The 16,641-nt window shown below is 71.8% G+C and carries 12 protein-coding genes; 7 read left to right on the top strand and 5 right to left on the bottom strand.

Annotation, left to right across the window (positions count from 1 at the left end; translation table 11 throughout):
- Positions 1 to 88: 88 nt before the first annotated feature.
- The 3 genes from TNCT1_RS22075 to TNCT1_RS22065 all read right to left on the bottom strand — a co-directional run bounded on the left by TNCT1_RS22075 (position 89) and on the right by TNCT1_RS22065 (position 3,730).
- On the bottom strand, positions 89 to 1,345 hold the full coding sequence (locus TNCT1_RS22075) for an MFS transporter (protein WP_143634847.1): 1,257 nt from the start codon (positions 1,343 to 1,345) through the stop codon (positions 89 to 91).
- Positions 1,342 to 2,499: a PLP-dependent cysteine synthase family protein gene (locus tag TNCT1_RS22070; protein ID WP_143634845.1), complete on the bottom strand. Its 1,158-nt coding sequence runs from the start codon at positions 2,497 to 2,499 to the stop codon at positions 1,342 to 1,344. Before TNCT1_RS22070 ends, TNCT1_RS22075 begins: the two co-directional genes overlap by 4 nt.
- 703 nt (positions 2,500 to 3,202) lie before the next feature.
- A complete protein-coding gene (locus TNCT1_RS22065; protein WP_143634843.1) occupies positions 3,203 to 3,730 on the bottom strand; it encodes a GNAT family N-acetyltransferase in 528 nt (175 codons plus the stop codon).
- 708 nt (positions 3,731 to 4,438) lie between these two features.
- On the opposite strand from TNCT1_RS22065, the gene kdpF reads away from it, so the two are divergent.
- Genes kdpF through kdpC form a run of 4 tightly spaced genes read left to right on the top strand, consistent with a single transcriptional unit; the run spans position 4,439 to position 9,018 of the window.
- Complete coding sequence (gene kdpF, locus TNCT1_RS22060) at positions 4,439 to 4,528, top strand: K(+)-transporting ATPase subunit F (RefSeq protein ID WP_143634841.1); 90 nt, start codon at positions 4,439 to 4,441, stop codon at positions 4,526 to 4,528.
- 36 nt (positions 4,529 to 4,564) lie between these two features.
- A complete protein-coding gene (kdpA, locus tag TNCT1_RS22055; protein WP_143634839.1) occupies positions 4,565 to 6,229 on the top strand; it encodes a potassium-transporting ATPase subunit KdpA in 1,665 nt (554 codons plus the stop codon).
- Positions 6,229 to 8,361 carry a potassium-transporting ATPase subunit KdpB gene (gene kdpB, locus TNCT1_RS22050; protein WP_174266395.1) on the top strand — a complete coding sequence of 711 codons (2,133 nt, stop codon included), beginning with the start codon at positions 6,229 to 6,231 and terminating at the stop codon, positions 8,359 to 8,361. Before kdpA ends, kdpB begins: the two co-directional genes overlap by 1 nt.
- Positions 8,362 to 8,382: 21 nt before the next feature.
- Positions 8,383 to 9,018 (top strand): potassium-transporting ATPase subunit KdpC, encoded by a 636-nt coding sequence (gene kdpC / locus TNCT1_RS22045; protein ID WP_143634837.1) that lies wholly within the window; start codon positions 8,383 to 8,385, stop codon positions 9,016 to 9,018.
- Positions 9,019 to 9,190: 172 nt separating this feature from the next.
- On the opposite strand, the gene TNCT1_RS22040 is transcribed toward kdpC, so the two are convergent.
- The gene (locus TNCT1_RS22040) at positions 9,191 to 11,689 is read right to left on the bottom strand and encodes a DUF4118 domain-containing protein (protein ID WP_143634835.1); all 2,499 of its coding nucleotides are present in this window, start codon (positions 11,687 to 11,689) and stop codon (positions 9,191 to 9,193) included.
- Between the two features lie 428 nt (positions 11,690 to 12,117).
- Here TNCT1_RS22040 and panD point away from each other — a divergent pair, with 428 nt between their 5' ends.
- The 3 genes from panD to TNCT1_RS22025 are packed head-to-tail and all read left to right on the top strand — an operon-like array spanning position 12,118 to position 13,601.
- Positions 12,118 to 12,537, top strand: coding sequence for an aspartate 1-decarboxylase (gene panD, locus TNCT1_RS22035; RefSeq protein ID WP_143634833.1), 420 nt, complete (start codon positions 12,118 to 12,120; stop codon positions 12,535 to 12,537).
- Positions 12,538 to 12,567: 30 nt separating this feature from the next.
- Complete coding sequence (locus TNCT1_RS22030; RefSeq protein ID WP_143634830.1) at positions 12,568 to 12,912, top strand: GNAT family N-acetyltransferase; 345 nt, start codon at positions 12,568 to 12,570, stop codon at positions 12,910 to 12,912.
- Between the two features lie 50 nt (positions 12,913 to 12,962).
- Positions 12,963 to 13,601, top strand: coding sequence for an aspartate/glutamate racemase family protein (locus TNCT1_RS22025; RefSeq protein ID WP_143634828.1), 639 nt, complete (start codon positions 12,963 to 12,965; stop codon positions 13,599 to 13,601).
- A 1,533-nt stretch (positions 13,602 to 15,134) separates the two neighbouring features.
- Here the strand turns inward: TNCT1_RS22025 and gndA are convergent.
- A complete protein-coding gene (gene gndA, locus TNCT1_RS22015) occupies positions 15,135 to 16,574 on the bottom strand; it encodes an NADP-dependent phosphogluconate dehydrogenase (RefSeq protein WP_143634824.1) in 1,440 nt (479 codons plus the stop codon).
- Between the last annotated feature and the right edge of the window lie 67 nt (positions 16,575 to 16,641).

Genomic DNA, 16,641 nt, shown 5'->3' with positions numbered 1-16,641 from the left:
CCGCGATGTCCCCGGGCCCGGGCTCGGCACCCGACCCGGCCGGCCCCAGGTGACATGCGGAGGCCGGACCGTCCGGGAACAGGCGCGCCTACGCCGGAACGGGCCGCACCTCGGCGTGTGGTGCGGTGAGGCGTCCGGTCCTGGCCAGGGCCGCGACTGCCGCGGCGCAGGCCGTCCCGGTCGCGGTCAGCGCCGCCCAGGGCAGCCAGGTGGCGTCCTGGCGCTGGGCGTAGTCCCACAGCGCGCCGGTGCCCAGGTTGCCCAGGGTGATGCCGAGGCCGGAGACGGTGTTGTAGAAGCCGTAGTGGGTGGCCACCAGGCGGTTCCCGGCCAGGGCGACGACCGTGTCCATCTCGAAGGGGTAGACGATCGCGGACCCGGCCGCCAGCAGGACCACGGCCACCACCAGCGCCGCCAGTACGGCCCTCGGGGCGTCGCGCGGGCTGAGAGCCAGTGGTACGAACGCGAGCCCCATCGCCGCCAGCCCGCGCACCAGCGCCTCACCGGGCCGCCAGCGCTTCTTGGCCCAGCCGGTGAGCCGTAGCTGGCCCACGACGGCGACCGCGGCCGAGACGACGAACAACCCGCTGGTGACCGCCGTGCCCCGGGCTCCGAGAGACTGGGCCGCCGCGAGCGGCAGGGCGAGGTAGACCTGGAAGGCCAGGACGTACGAGCCGATCATCGCCGCGGAGAAGAGCAGGAAAGGCCGGTTGACCACGACGCTGCGCCACTGCGTGAGCACACTCTCCTGCCCGCCGTCGCGTGTGTGCCGGTGATGCGCGGGCAGCGCACGCCACTGCAGCAGGGTGAGGAGGGCGAAGACGCCGGCGGCGACGGCGCACACGAGCCGGAAGTCGGCGGCCAGCAGGGCGAGTCCGACGAGGGGGCCGAGCAGCATGCCCGCCTGGTAGTAGACGTTGAAGGTGGCGAAGGCGTCCACGCGCCGCTCGCCGGCCTCGGCGGCGAGATGGGCGCGCACCGCCGGATTGAACAGGGCGCCGGCGAAGCCTGTCGCGGCGGAGGCGGCGATGAGGGCGGGCAGGTCATCCACCCAGCCGAGCAGGCCGAAGCCCAGGGTGCGCAGCAGGCACCCGGCCATGATGGGGATCTTGTGGCCGAAGCGGTCGGCGAGCGTGCCGCCGATGAGGAACATGCCCTGCTGAGAGAAGTTGCGGACGCCGAGGACGAGTCCGACGGCCCAGGCGGCCAGCCCCAGTCCGTCGGACAGGTGAGCGGCGAGGTAGGGCATGAGCATGTAGAAGGAGAGATTGATGGCGAACTGGTTGGCCATCATCAGCCGTGCGCCGGGTGGGAAGGACAGGGTCTGCTGCCACAGGTGCCTCATCGGGCGGCTCCCACGAGGGCGTCGCGGCCGGAGCGGGCGAGCGGGTCGACGACGCGGGTGCAGCGGGTCCAGCGGGTGACGGTGCGCTCCCGGCCGTCGGAGATCTCGTCGGGGTCGTCGGCGGGCAGGTGGCCGAGGAGGTCGTGGCGGCGGCAGTAGGCGTCGTCGAAGACCGTGCCCACGTAACGCTGCGGTCCGTCGGGGAAGACCGCGGCGATCCGCGTCTCCGGTGGCAGGGTGCGGGCCAGCCAGCGGGCGACGAGCGCGACGGCGCCGACGCTCCAGCCGCCGGTGGCGTAGTGGTGGCGGGCGAGGTGGCGTGCGGCCCACACGGCTTCCGGGGCGGCGACCCAGTGCACCTCGTCGAAGAGGCCGTAGGCGACGTTGCCGGGGTGGATGCTGGAGCCCAGCCCGCGCATGAGGCGGGCGGCGGGGGGCTGACCGAAGATCGTCGAACCGGTGGTGTCCACCCCGACGATCCGCATCCGCGGGAAGTACTCACGCAGCACGGAGCCGACGCCGGCGGAATGGCCGCCGGTGCCGACGGAGACGACCAGGGCGTCGACGCGGCCCAGCTGGGCGACGAGTTCGCGGGCGAGCGGCGCGTAGCCGGCGACGTTGTCGGGGTTGTTGTACTGGTCCGGGCACCAGGCATCCGGACGGACGGCCAGCAGCTCTTCGACGCGCTGCCGGCGGGCCTCCTGCCAGCCGCCCTCCGGGTGAGGCGTGGCGACGAGGTCGATCCGCGCGCCGTAGGCGGTGAGCAGGCCGGTCATCAGCGGCTCCATGCCGGGGTCGGTGACGACGGTGACCGGATGGCCGTAGGCCGCGCCGGCCAGCGCCAGACCGAGGCCCAGGGTGCCGGACGTCGACTCGACGATGCGGGCACCGGCGACGAGCCGGCCGCTCTCGCGGGCGGCGCGGACCATGTGCAGGGCGGTGCGGTCCTTGATGCCGCCGGGGTTGTAGCCCTCGAGTTTGGCCCAGAAGCCGCGGCCGGCGGCGGTGAAGGGGGCGCCGATCCACAGCACGGGCGTGTCGCCGACCAGGCCGGCGGGGGTGTGCAGGGGGTGTTTGGCGTCGGCCGGCACCTGGGCGGGGGGTGTCGACGGCGTTGTGGGGGCTGGTCGGTTCGGGGCGTGCTCTTGGTTCATGACGTGCGTCTCCTGCGGTCGGCGCGTCCCGGGGACAGCCGACCGCTGTGTGAGGAGGGAGAGGAAACAGACGGAGCTGATCGCTCGCCGCGCGCCCCGGATCGGGGGGGCGCGGCGAGGGGCCGATCAGGTCCGCCACACGCCGAGAAGAGCCCGCGCATGTCCGGCGGACAGCGCCAGGAAGGAAGACGGTGTCCGGCGCGGAGCCAGGGGTTGGTGGGGCGGACCGGGAGCGAAGAGTCCGGCCGGGAGAACGGCAGGGTGGGACGAGTGCGGCGTAGCCAGGTCACGGGGCGGTGGACCGGCCGGCTCGTCAAGACCGCAGCAGTGAGCCCGGTCGTCCTGAGTGGGCGCGGGCGCATGCGGCCCGGCCGTGCTCCCATGCGCGTGAGGCCGCTCCCCGCACGTGTGGGCAGACGCCTGCAAGAGGACGTCGGCACGCTGGGCGGGGGTGGCCGTCGGGCCGTGGGAGCAGGCGAAGACATGCATGAGCGTGGTCAGCAGCACGACGAGCGCCGCCCCGGCCCACGGCACGGAGCAGCGACGCGTGACTAATTCGGCTCGCATGAACACGAAGAGTAGTCGAGTGAGTGCGTCAGATCTGCCTGATCACTCACCGCCACACCAAGAACGCTCAGGTGACCCGCGGCGCGAGCGAAGCTGATCTCAAGTCGGGGGAGCCGCCTCGCTGTGAAACGATCAGTCAGTCACCCAGGACCCGTTCCCACAGCAACGCATCCCGCCAACTCCCGTCGAGGAAGATCGAGGAGTGCGCGACGCCGCACGGGCTGAACCCGTTGCGGCGCAGCACCCGCTGCGAGGGAAGGTTCTCCAGGTTGGTGGACGCCTCGGCGCGGTGCAATCCGAGTTCGTCCGTCATGACCCGGAGGGCGAGCCCGACGGCCCGCCCGGCGTGCCCTTGATTCTGGGCGACGCCGGCGATCCAGTATCCGACGGAACCGCGGCGAAGGTGCGGCTGCGGCAGGATGCCTCCGACGGTGACCTGCCCGATCACCAGGTCGTCGGCGAGCACCACACCCGGCCAGACCGTACCGGCCCGGTATCCGGCCAGCAGCCTGTCGATCCGCTCCGCCTGGCCCTCCGGGGTGAAGAAGCTCGCCGGCTGGTCCGGTTCCCACGGCCGGAAAGTCTCGAAGTCCCGCACCCGGTGCGCGGCGATCGGGCCGGCATCGGTGGGCTCTATCAGACGGATGCTGGTGCTGCTGCGCATGGGCTGATCCTCTCGAAGGAGATGTATCGCATCTACCGGCACCTGATGCCGGGCAGCATCGCGAACGACAGCCGGCTGGTCGTTTCCTCGGATACTGCCTGGGAAGAACAGACAGCCATCGCACCATTGCCCCGTTCGTCCCCACCTCGGGGACCTACGGCCCCTGCCCGCCCCTGCCCGCAGGCAGACATCCTGTAAATGGTCATCATCTGTCGCTGAGGGACGGTGATCCACCGATGACATCTGATTGCTCGTCCCCCTCGCGGCTTCGCTCCAGGTACAGGCATCAGCGATCCTCTGCGTCCGGAGGCGAATGAGGGGGTGCTGGGCGCTAGGCCACACGGGTCGAACCGGACAAGTCGCAGAGTGAGAGCGAGAACAGGGCAGTGCCCCGGGCCGAGGGGGACGACGGGCGCTCGCGTCGGAGCAGGTCCTCGCCTGCACGCGTCAAGAACACCTCAAGGAAATGCCCTACGGCGTTATGGCCCCGCCAACACGGCTGGCCAAGCGACGCACACGCGCCTGTACTGAATGGGTGAATGGGTCGGTTTCCAACGGCCTCCTCCTCGCCTTGCTTATTTGCCGCAATCTGGCGTCCCCCTCCGTCACCGTCACCGGGGTGTCACTCATGTCGGATATCGGATTCATCGTCCTCGTCATCGCCGTGTTCGCCCTCATAGGTCTGATCGCCAGGGGAGTGAGCCGGCTGTGAGCCTGGACAACATCGTCGGCCTGGTCGTCGCGATCTGTCTGGTGATCTACCTGGTCGTGTGCCTGATCTTCCCCGAGAAGTTCTAGCTGCGTCCCTCACGGTCCGCAGCCGGGAGGTTCTCCATGAACGCCACTCTCGCGGGCTGGCTGCAGATCATCGCTCTGGTCGGTGCGCTGGCCCTGACCTTCCGCCCGCTCGGCGACTACATGGCCCACGTCCTGACCTCCCCCCGTCACTGGCGGGCGGAGCGCCTGGTGTACCGGGCCGGTGGCGTACACCCGGACACCGAGCAGACGTGGCCCGGCTATCTGCGCAGCCTGCTGGCGTTCTCAGTGGTCTCGGTGCTGTTCCTGTACGGCTTCCTGCGGTTGCAGAGCCATCTGCTGCTCTCCCTCGGCACGAAGCCGCTCGCCCCCGACCTGTCCTTCAACACCGCCGCCTCCTTCGTCACCAACACCAACTGGCAGGCTTACTCCGGGGAGTCGGCCATGGGCCACCTGGTGCAGATGGCGGGCCTGGCCGTGCAGAACTTCGTCTCGGCGGCGGTCGGGATCGCGGTGGTCGCCGCCCTGATCCGCGGATTCACCCGGAGGAGGACCGACCGGGTCGGAAACTTCTGGCAGGACCTCACCAGGGTCGTGCTGCGCGTCCTGCTGCCGATCTCGTTGCTGATGGCGGTCGTGCTGGTCGCCGCGGGCACGGTCGAGAACTTCCACGGCTTCGAGTCGATCACCACCATCGCCGGGCAGCACCAGTCCGTCCCCGGTGGTCCGGTCGCCTCCCAGGAGGCCATCAAGGAACTGGGGACCAACGGCGGCGGGTTCTACAACGCGAACTCCGCCCACCCCTTCGAGAACCCCAACCCGTTCACCGACTGGCTGGAGATCTACCTGCTGCTGGTGATCGGCTTCGCTCTGCCGCGCACCTTCGGGAGGATGGTCGGTGACAACCGCCAGGGCTACGCGATCGTCGCGGTGATGGCGCTGATCTGGGCCGCCTCGGTGGCCGTCGTCACCGCCAACGAGCTCCACAGTGTGAGCAGTACGGCCGGGCACGCGGCGGGCGGGATGCTGGAGGGCAAGGAGCAGCGGTTCGGGATCTGGGCCTCGGCCCTGTTCGCCGTGTCCACCACACTGACCTCGTGCGGTGCGATCAACTCCGCCCACGACTCGCTCACCCCGGGCGGCGGCGGCCTGGCGATCTTCAACATGATGCTCGGCGAGATCGCGCCAGGCGGCACCGGATCCGGTCTCTACGGCATCCTGATCCTGGCCGTGGTGGCGGTGTTCATCGCCGGCCTCATGGTCGGCCGCACCCCCGAGTACCTGGGCAAGAAGCTGCGCGGCCGGGAGATGAAGTACGCCTCCCTGTACATCCTCACCACCCCGGCGATCGTGCTGGTCGGCGCCGGCGTCGCCATGGCTCTGCCGGGCGAGCGGGCGGCGATGCTCAACCACGGTCCGCACGGCTTCTCCGAGGTGCTGTACGCCTTCACCTCGGCCGCCAACAACAACGGCTCGGCGTTCGCCGGGCTGAGCGCCGACACCGCCTGGTACAACACCGCGCTCGGGCTCGCGATGCTCCTGGGCAGGTTCTTGCCGATGGTGTTCGTGCTGGCGCTGGCGGGATCGCTCGCCCAGCAGCAGCCGGTGCCCGTCACGGCGGGCACGTTGCCGACGTACCGGCCGCAGTTCGTCGGCCTGCTGTCCGCCGTGATCCTCGTCGTCGTCGGCCTCACCTACCTGCCCGCGCTCGCGCTGGGGCCGCTCGCGGAGGGGTTGCACTGATGCCCACCACCGCCGTGCGAGCGGCAGAACCGAAGAGTACGCCCGGTGCGGCGCCGCACCGGATCTCAGCGGGCACGCTCGACCCCAAGCTGCTCCTGGCCTCGGTCCCCGACGCGCTGCGCAAGCTCGACCCGCGTGTCATGGTCAAGAATCCCGTGATGTTCGTGGTCGAGGTCGGCGCGGTGCTGACCACCCTGTCGGCGATCAGGGACCCCGGCGTCTTCACCTGGGTGATCACCGTGTGGCTCTGGCTGACCGTGGTCTTCGCCAACCTGTCGGAGGCGGTCGCGGAAGGACGCGGCAAGGCGCAGGCGGAGACACTGCGCCGGACGAAGAAGGACACCCAGGCCCGCCGCCTCGTCATGGCCGGGCGACCCGGTACGCCGGAGGTCACCGAGGAGGTGGCGGGCACCCGACTGCGGCTGGGCGATCACGTCGTGGTCGAAGCCGGCGAGACCATCCCCGGCGACGGCGATGTGGTCGAGGGCATCGCGAGTGTGGACGAGTCCGCGATCACGGGTGAGTCGGCGCCCGTGATCCGCGAATCGGGCGGTGACCGTTCCGCGGTGACGGGCGGGACGAAGGTGCTCTCCGACCGGATCGTGGTGCGGATCACCTCGAAACCCGGTGAGACCTTCATCGATCGCATGATCGCACTGGTGGAGGGCGCGGCCCGGCAGAAGACACCGAACGAGATCGCGCTCAACATCGTCCTGGCCTCGCTGACCATCGTCTTCCTGATCGCCGTGGTGACGTTGCAGCCCTTCGCCGTCTTCGCCGGTGCCGAGCAGTCCATCGTCATCCTGGTGGCACTGGTCGTCGCCCTGATCCCGACCACCATCGGCGCGTTGCTCTCCGCGATCGGCATCGCGGGCATGGACCGGCTGGTGCAGCGCAATGTGCTGGCCATGTCCGGACGTGCCGTCGAAGCCGCGGGCGACGTCAACACGCTGCTGCTGGACAAGACCGGCACCATCACCCTGGGCAACCGTGAGGCCGCCGTGTTCCTGCCGGTCGACGGTGTGGATCCGGAGATGCTGGCGGACGCCGCTCAGCTGTCCTCGATCGCCGACGAGACGCCGGAAGGACGCTCGATCGTGGTCCTCGCCAAGGAACGGCACGCGCTGCGCGCCCGGACCGAGGGGGAGCTGGCGCACGCCGAGTTCGTCCCGTTCACCGCGCAGACCCGGATGTCAGGGGTGGATCTCACCGACGAGCTGGACAGCCGCTCGCTGCGCAAGGGCGCCGCCACCGCGGTCATGCGCTGGGTCCGGGAGCACGGCGGCCACCCCACCGACGAGGTCGGCCCGCTGGTCGACGGTATCTCCGCCACCGGAGGCACGCCGCTGGTCGTCGGCGAGGTGCTGCGGCAGGCCGGCGTCGAGAGCGCCAGGATCCTCGGTGTCATCCACCTGAAGGACGTCGTCAAGAACGGCATGCGGGAGCGGTTCGACGAGCTGCGCCGCATGGGCATCAGAACGGTCATGATCACGGGTGACAACCCGCTGACCGCGAAGGCGATCGCCGAGGAGGCGGGCGTCGACGACTTCCTCGCCGAGGCCACGCCCGAGGACAAGATGGCCCTCATCAAACGGGAGCAGGCCGGCGGCAAGCTGGTCGCGATGACCGGTGACGGCACCAACGACGCCCCGGCGCTCGCGCAGGCGGACGTCGGCGTGGCGATGAACACCGGCACGTCGGCCGCCAAGGAGGCCGGCAACATGGTCGACCTCGACTCCAACCCGACCAAGCTCATCGAGATCGTGGAGATCGGGAAGCAGTTGCTGATCACCCGGGGCTCGCTGACCACGTTCTCGATCGCCAACGACATCGCCAAGTACTTCGCGATCATCCCCGCGATGTTCGCCGGCGTCTATCCGGGGCTGCACCATCTCAACGTCATGGGCCTGCACAGCCCGACCTCCGCCATATCCTCCGCGATCATCTTCAACGCGCTGATCATCATCGCCCTGATCCCGCTGGCGCTGCGCGGGGTGCGTTACCGGCCCTCTTCGGCGGCGGCACTGCTGAACCGCAACATCTGGATCTACGGCCTCGGCGGCCTGGTACTGCCCTTCCTCGGCATCAAGGCCATCGACCTGATCGTCCAGTTCGTTCCCGGACTGCACTGACCGACAAGGAGGGTGCTCCTCATGCTCGGCTCTCTCGCCCACGCGATGCGCCAGTACCTGGCGGCGCTGCGCATGCTGCTGGTGTTCACCGTGATCACGGGAGTGGCCTATCCGCTGGCCGTCACCGGCATCGCCCAGGGCGTCTTCCCGCACCAGGCCAACGGATCGATGATCAAGGACCACGGACGGCCGGTGGCCTCCGCCCTCATCGGCCAGAACTTCGACCTCCCGCCGCGCGCAGGCCAGACCTCCCTGGCACCCGACCCCAAGTGGTTCCAGCCCCGCCCGTCCGCGGCGGGAAGCACCGGCTACGACCCGACCAGCTCCGGCGCCTCCAACCTCGGCCCCAACAACGCCACGTTGATCAAGACGATCGCCCAGCGCCGCGCCGCCGTGGCCGCGTTCGACGGCGTCCGGCCGAGCAGCGTCCCCGCCGACGCCGTCACCGCCTCCGGCTCCGGCCTCGACCCGGACATCTCACCCGCCTACGCCTACGAGCAGGTGGACCGGGTGGCGAAGGCCCGCGGGCTGGACCCGGCCGCGGTCCGCGGCCTCGTCGCCCGGCACATCGACGGCCGCACGCTGGGCTTCCTGGGTCAGCAAAGCGTCAACGTCGTCCAGCTCAACCACGATCTGACCGCATTGCGGCGAGGATGAAGGCGCACCGAGCACCGAGCGTGCCGCCATCCGGTTCCATGGCGTTCCCCTTCAGCCCGTCGGGCTGTGCGACTCCTGACGTCAGGGCGTCCTCGGAGTTGGGCGCGGGCGACGACTTTCGTACCGTTGCCCGTCAGGCACACGGGTGGCCACGGCTCGGGAGAAGCAGAACTCAGTCCGCCGCTCGACCCGCCGCGCTCCCGGCCGCCGCCGGGAGGCTCAGCACGGCGGTCACACCGCCGCCCGCCGTGGCGTCCCACCGCAGTTCGCCACCGATCAGCTGCACGAGATCCGCGCACAGGCGCGGCACCAGACCAGTGACGGGAACCGGAGCGCCGACGGCTTCCCTCGCCTCGACGTCGAGGGGACCGTGATCGGTGACCCGGACCTCGACCCGGCCGTCGGCCGTCCTCACGGCCACGTCGGGCGGCTCGCCGTCGGGGCTGCGACGCAGCGCATGGGCCGCCAGGTCCGTCACCACCCGGGTGAGCACCGTGGCATCCGCGATCACGTCCGGGAGATCCTCGGTCATCTCCAGCGTCAGGGTGTGCCCGCCCGGCCCGAGGTCGCCGAGCGCGACCGCCATGACCTCGTCCATGTCGACGGGTCGCAGATGCACGTCCAGGGCCCCGGCGTGCACGCGGCTCAGGTCCAGCAGGTCGCCGACGAGCGCCCCGATCCGGCGGACGGCCTGCTGGGACCGGTCGCACAGCGCGGCCCACTGCGTGGCGGTCACCGGCGTCCGGCGCTCCCGCAGCCGTTCCAGTGCCCCCTGTGCCGCCGTGACCTCCGCCTCCAGGTCACTCGCGGCGGCCCGCAGCGCCTCGGCACGGTACCGGTCGGCGACGGCCCGCTCGCCCAGCGCCTCGGCCTGCCGGCGGCTGCGCCGGCTCTCCCAGGTCGCGGCCACCTGAGCCGCGCAGCCGTGCAGAAGACGCCGGTCGTCCGCGTCGAGAGGCCGTCCGCGCGCGGCCAGCATCAGTTCGTCCGTGACCGCCACCTCCGTGTCCGCCTGCTCGGGCCGCTCGGGCGGACGAGGCCCCGAGCTGGCGGTGACGAACCACCGCCGGCTCTCCGCACCGTCCCGCTGGAGCAGGCTGAGTGCCTCCAGAGCGAAGTTCACGCGCACACGTTCCAGCAGGGCCGGCAGATCGTCCCGGTCGCGCAGTGCCGAGGTCGCCAGATCCGCGAGGGTGCCCGCCTCCGCCGAAGCACGCGCGTGCCGGCGAGCCCGCCGGGCCGACCGTTCGACGGCGGCGCTGACCGTGGCCGCCACGACCACGAACGCCACCAGGACGGAGGCGTCGCCGACGCGTGCCACCGTGAGTGAGTGGACCGGCCGTACGAAGAGGTAGTCGGCCAGCACACCGGCAACCAGTGCGCCGGCCAGCGCCGGATACACGCCACCCACCAGCGCGATGCCTACGACGGCCAACAGGTACACCAGCAGCACACCGGCCAGTCCGAATCCCCGCACGGTGGTCAGGAACACGGTCAGGAGGGGCAGCAGTACCGCCGTGAGCAACAGCCCCCACCCGAAACGGTTCCGGCCGAGACCGCCCGTGAGCGGAGGGAGAGCCGGCACCTCGACTCTCTTGGCCCGCTCGTGCGTCAGGACGTGCACGTCGAGGCCGCCGGCGTGGCGCGTCACCCGCGCCACCACACGGTCGCCCAGCAGTTCGTGCAGCGGACGGTAGGCGCCGCCCAGCACGATCTGTGTGGCGTTCTCCGCACGCGCGAACCGCAACAGCGCCTCGGCGACGTCTTCGTCCGCCACCCGGTGGTAGCTGCCGCCCAGCGACTCCACTAGGGCCCGGTGCCCGGCCAGCACCGCCGGATCGGCCCCCACGCGGCCGTCGTCGCGTGACACGTGCACCGCGAGAAGGTCGCTGCCCGGGATCCGGCCCGCGATGCGCACCGCACGCCGGATCAGCGCCTCCTCGTCCCGCGTGCCGGACAGCGCGACGACGATCCGCTCCTTCGTCTCCCAGGGCGCGAGGATGCCGTGCTCGGCGCGGTAGCGCCGCAACCCCTCCTCTACCCGGTCCGCCACCCACAGCAGCGCCAGCTCCCGCAACGCGGTGAGGTTGCCGGGCCGGAAGTAGTGAGTGAGGGCCACCTCGACGCGATCCGGTGGATAGACGTTGCCGTGGACCATACGGCGCCGGAGCGCCTCAGGCGTCATGTCGACCAGCTCCACCTGCTCCGCGCGCCGCACCACCTCGTCCGGGATGGTCTCCGTCTGCCTGACACCGGTGATCTCCTGCACCACGTCCGCCAGCGACAACAAGTGCTGGATGTTGAGCGTGCTCACCACGTCGATCCCGGCGTCCAGCAACTCCTCGACGTCCTGCCAGCGCTTCTCGTTACGGCAGCCGGGAACGTTCGTGTGCGCCAGCTCGTCGACGAGGGCGACCTGCGGCCGGCGCGCCAGCACCGCGTCCAGGTCCATCTCCGTGCACTCCAGCCCCCGGTACACCATCGTCCGGCGCGACACCGTCTCCAGCCCCTCGGCCATCCGCGTCGTCAGCCGGCGGCCGTGCGGCTCCACCAGCCCGATCACCACATCGGTGCCGCGCCCCCTGCGACGCTGCCCCTCGGCCAGCATCGCGTACGTCTTGCCCACCCCGGGAGCCGCTCCCAGGTACACCCGCAGACGCCCACGAGCCACCACCGCCCACCTTCCTGCCCCGGCCCGTCGGCAGCCCGGGCCCCGGCCGCATCAGGCAGCTGATCCACTGTCCATACTGCGACCGGCGGGGCGCGAGTGCCATGAAGGCGGCCCGCGCGGGAGAGGACGGTCAGCTGGTCCGGGAGCCGTGCCCGGGGGCACGGAGCTTCGGTGCTCGCTTGGTCGCGTCGGTCAAGTCGGCGCTTCGTCGGAATCGGTCCTGCGCATTTCGCGAAGAGTGTCCTAGGAGGTGCATGGGTGGCGTTTTGCCGACCCATCCGGTCGGGTCGAAGCTCAGGTGTGGAGCCCGCTTTCCTGAGCGCAGCGATGTTCCTCACGGCCATCGGCTCCAACGCGTGCCCGTGTACAGTGAAGACCGCCCTTGACCTGCAGAAAGCAGGCAGGGAGCCGTCTTTCGGGAGTCCGACATGCTGCGCACCATGTTCAAGTCCAAGATCCACCGCGCCACCGTCACCCAGGCCGACCTGCACTACGTGGGATCGGTGACCATCGACGCGGATCTGCTCGACGCCGCCGATCTGCTGCCCGGCGAGCTCGTGCACATCGTGGACATCACCAACGGCGCCCGCCTGGAGACTTACGTCATCGAGGGTGAGCGCGGGTCCGGGGTCGTCGGGATCAACGGGGCCGCCGCCCATCTCGTGCACCCCGGTGATCTGGTGATCATCATCAGCTACGCTCAGGTCACCGACGCCGAGGCGCGGGAGCTGAAGCCGCGGGTGGTCCACGTCGACGCCGACAACCGGATCGTCGAGCTCGGCGCGGACCCGTCCGCCCCGGTGCCCGGGACGGACCAGCAGCGCAGCCCGCAGGCCGTTACGGCCTGATCGGGGACCAGAACCAGGAGCGTGCGTGCCATGACTGACATCGAGATCCGCGACGACCGGGCGGCGGGCCGCCTCGAGGCCGTCGGTGACGGCGAAGTGGCCGGCCGCATCGAGTACTTCGTCCTGGAGTCGCCCGCGCGCGCCCTGGTCCCGGTCCACACCATCGTCGAGCCGGCCCACGAGGGCAAGGGCATCGCCGGCTCCCTGGCCCGGGAGCTGTACGCCGTCGCCGAGCGCGAGGGCGTCCCGGTCGCCCCGCTCTGCCCGTACGTCGTGAAGTGGGCCGAACGGCACCCCGAGGTGGCCCCGCCGGCCGACCCGGAACTGCTGGCCGCCGCCAAGGACTGGCTGCGGGCCCACCCCGGCCGTTTCTGAGACCGGCGGACCGGACCACAGGAACTCCGCGCGGGGACTTCGGACTACAGATGCTCGCCCTCCTGCACACCTCACCCGTGCACGTGCCGGTCTTCGACGCCCTGCGCGACACCGGCCACCCGGGCCTCGGACTGCGGCACTTCGTCGACGAGGAGTTGCTGGAGCGGGCCCGGCGGGACGGCCCGGAGGCGGTCCGCGACGACGTGCGCCAGGCCCTCCGCCACGCCGTGAGCGCCGGGGGGCGGGCGGTGCTGTGCACCTGCTCCACCATCGGCGCGGTCGCGGAGGCCGAGGCCGCCGCCGTCGGGGTGCCGGTGCTGCGGGTCGACCGGCCGATGGCGGCCGCCGCCGTGGCGGCGGGCCCGCGCGTCACCGTCCTCGCCGCCCTGGAGAGCACCCTCGGCCCCACCGCCGGCCTCGTCGAGGAGGAGGCGCGCAGGGCCGGCCGTCCCGTCTCGGTCCGCACCGTGCTGGTCGACGGGGCCTGGGACCACTTCACCGCCGGGGCCACCGAGGCGTACGCGCGGCGGATCGCGGCCGCCGCGGACGCGCTCACCGGCACCGACGTCATCGTCCTGGCCCAGGCCTCCATGGCCCCGGCCCAGCACCTGACCACGACGACGACCCCGGTGCTGTCCAGCCCCGGCCCGGGCCTGGCCGCGGCTGCCGCTGCGGCGCGGGGCCGGTGAGGACGCGGCGCACCGGGGGAGCGGGCAGGGCGGCGGCGGTGCGGGGCCGCTGAGCGCGGGGCCTCGCCGGGGTGCGGCTGTCCTGGTGGTGATTCCGGTCGTTGAGGGGGAGCCGCGCCGGAACTGCGGCTGCCCGAGCGACGATGCGGGCCGCAGCGACGATGCGGGCCGCTCAGCACAGAGCCGGTCGTGCGGCGGCTGCTCCCGGAGCGATGGTGCTGAGCATTGGATACGGGGCCTTGCCAGGGCTGCGGCCGGCGCGGGCCCTTGCCGCCCTCGCTACGGTGCGGGCTGCCCGGGCGTCGAGCCGTACCGTCGGACAGCCGCCCGCTCAGCGGGGGCGTGAGGCCGCTGCGCACCGGGGGTGCTCGACGCCTCCACCTGGGCGGGTTGCGTGTCGCCGTCGGGTGAGTGGCCGGGCGGGGCCCGGGTAGGCGGGGGAGTAGTCAAGAGGCGACGACGTTCAGCGACCGCCGGAGGCCAGTCATGACGAGTCCGCATCCCGACCCCGTACCGCCCGGCCCGACCCCGGGCCCGGGGCCCACCCCGCCTGATCCCTACCCGAGCCCGGTCCCGCCACCGGCGCCGGGGCCCGAGCCCACGCCGCCGGCCCCGGGACCCGATCCGACACCGCCTCCCGCGCCGCCGGCCCCCGGCCCGCCGGAGCCCTCCCCGTCCCCGATCCCCCCGGGCCCCGAGCCGACCCCCAGCCCGGAACCGGGTCCGCCACTGACGACCGGAACCTGAAGGGACCGAGAGCCAAGGCCACATTCCGCCCCGGCCTCGCCCCCACCGCGGCAAGCCGCTGATGACGAGGGGCCTGGCGGGGCGGAAGGCCAGACGCGGGCCCCGAGCCGACTCCCGGCCGCCGGAGCTCTCACTGTCCCCGCCGCCCCACGTCCGGGGCGGCCCCTCAGCGCGGGCGCCGGTCCGCCGTTGACGACCGGAACCTGAAGTAAGGAACCGAGGGCCGAGCCCCGGACCGGAGCCGACTCTTGCCGCCCTGTCCCGGCCCCGAGTCGACTCCCGGCCGCCGGAGCTTTCACTGTCCCCGGTGCCCCAGGTCCGGGGCGGCCCTTCAGCCCGGGCTCCGGTCCGCCGCTGACCACCGGAACCTGAAGAGGGAACCGAGGGCCAAGCCCCGTCCCCGCCCAGCCGACTCTTGCGCCCCGTCCTGGCCCGGAGTCGATCCTTGCGCCCCGTCCTGGCCCGGAGTCGATCCTCGCGGCCCTCTCCCGGCCCGGTCGATCCTCGCGGCCCTCTCCCGGCCCGGTCGATCCTCGCGGCCCTCTCCCGGCCCGGCCGATCCTCGCGGCCCTGCCGATCCTCGCGGCCCTCTCCCGGCCCCGAGCCGACCCCGGCGCCCCTTTCCGGCCCGAAGCCGACCCTCGCGGCCCCGGCCCGCCCCCTCAGCCCGAGCGCCGGTCAGCGGACACTGACCGGCGCTCGAAAAGCATGCGGCCACGAGGCTGCGGCAATGGACGGCGTCTCCATGCCGACGAAGGCGCCCCCACCCCCGCCCCCCGCGGAGCGCTACGCGCCGACCTCCGACCGGTCTCCGCCCCACAGCGTGTGGAAGGAACCGTCCTGGTCCACCCGGCGGTAGGTGTGCGCCCCGAAGAAGTCACGCTGCCCCTGGGTGAGGGCCGCCGGCAGGCGCTCCGCGCGCAGGGCGTCGTAGTAGGCGAGGGCCGCCGCGAAGCCGGGGGTCGGGACGCCCTGTCGGGTGGCCGCGATGACCACCTCGCGCCAGTCGTCCTGGGCCTCGGCGATCTCCTGCGCGAACGTCTCGTCCGACAGCAGGCTGGGCAGGTCCGGCCGGGCGTCGTACGCGGCGCGGATGCGGTCCAGGAAGGCCGCCCGGATGATGCAGCCGCCGCGCCAGATCGCCGAGACCGCGCCGAGGTCGATGTCCCAGTCGTACTCCTCGCTGCCCGCCGCGATCTCGTGGAAGCCCTGCGTGTACGACACGATCTTGGACGCGTACAGCGCCTGCTCCACCCGGTCGGCGAAGGCGGCGGCCTCCGCCTCGCCGAGCGGCGCCGGCTTCGGTCCGGCCAGCCCCCGGGACGCCTCGCGCAGCGCCGCGTGACCGGACAGGGACCGCGCGAACACCGCCTCGGCGATGCCCGACACCGGCACGCCCAGGTCCAGCGCGATCTGCACGGTCCAGCGGCCGGTGCCCTTCTGCTCGGCCTGGTCCACGACCACGTCCACGAACGGCTCGCCGGTGGCCGCGTCCACGTGGGACAGCACCTCGGCGGTGATCTCGATCAGGTACGAGTCCAGGCGCCCGGTGTTCCAGGTGCGGAAGATGTCCGCGATCTGCGCGGGGGAGTACCCGGCGACGTCGCGCAGCAGCTGGTAGGCCTCGCCGATGAGCTGCATGTCGGCGTACTCGATGCCGTTGTGCACCATCTTCACGAAGTGACCGGCGCCGTCCGGGCCGACGTGCGTCACACACGGCGCCCCGTCCTTCGCCTTGGCGGAGATCTTCTCCAGCATCGGGCCGAGGGAGTCGTAGGACTCCTTCGGGCCGCCCGGCATGATGCTCGGCCCGTGCAGCGCGCCCTCCTCGCCGCCGGAGACGCCCATGCCCACGAAGTGGATGCCCTGCTCGCGCAGCGCCTTCTCCCGGCGGCGGGTGTCCGCGAAGTGCGCGTTGCCGCCGTCGATGATCATGTCACCGGGCTCCAGCAGGGGCGCGAACTCCTCGATCACCGCGTCCGTGGGCCCGCCGGCCTTCACCATGACGACCAGCCGGCGCGGACGCTCCAGCGCCGCCACGAAATCCTTGGCGGTCTCGGCCGCGATGAAGTCGCCCTCGTGACCGAACTCCTCCACCAGCGCGTGCGTCCGCGACGCCGTACGGTTGTGCACGGCGACGGTGTAGCCGTTGCGCGCGAAGTTCCGGGCGAGGTTGCGGCCCATGACCGCGAGCCCGGTGACGCCGATCTGCGCTGTAGTGCTCATACCGCCTGCTCCCTAGCTGCCTCGTGACTGCGGCTCCGTCGGTGCGGACCCTCGCCCATCCTGACGC

Origin of the sequence: Streptomyces sp. 1-11, from assembly GCF_007176755.1 — a bacterium.
Classification (GTDB): domain Bacteria; phylum Actinomycetota; class Actinomycetes; order Streptomycetales; family Streptomycetaceae; genus Streptomyces.
This window is presented reverse-complemented; position numbering and strand designations above follow the sequence as displayed.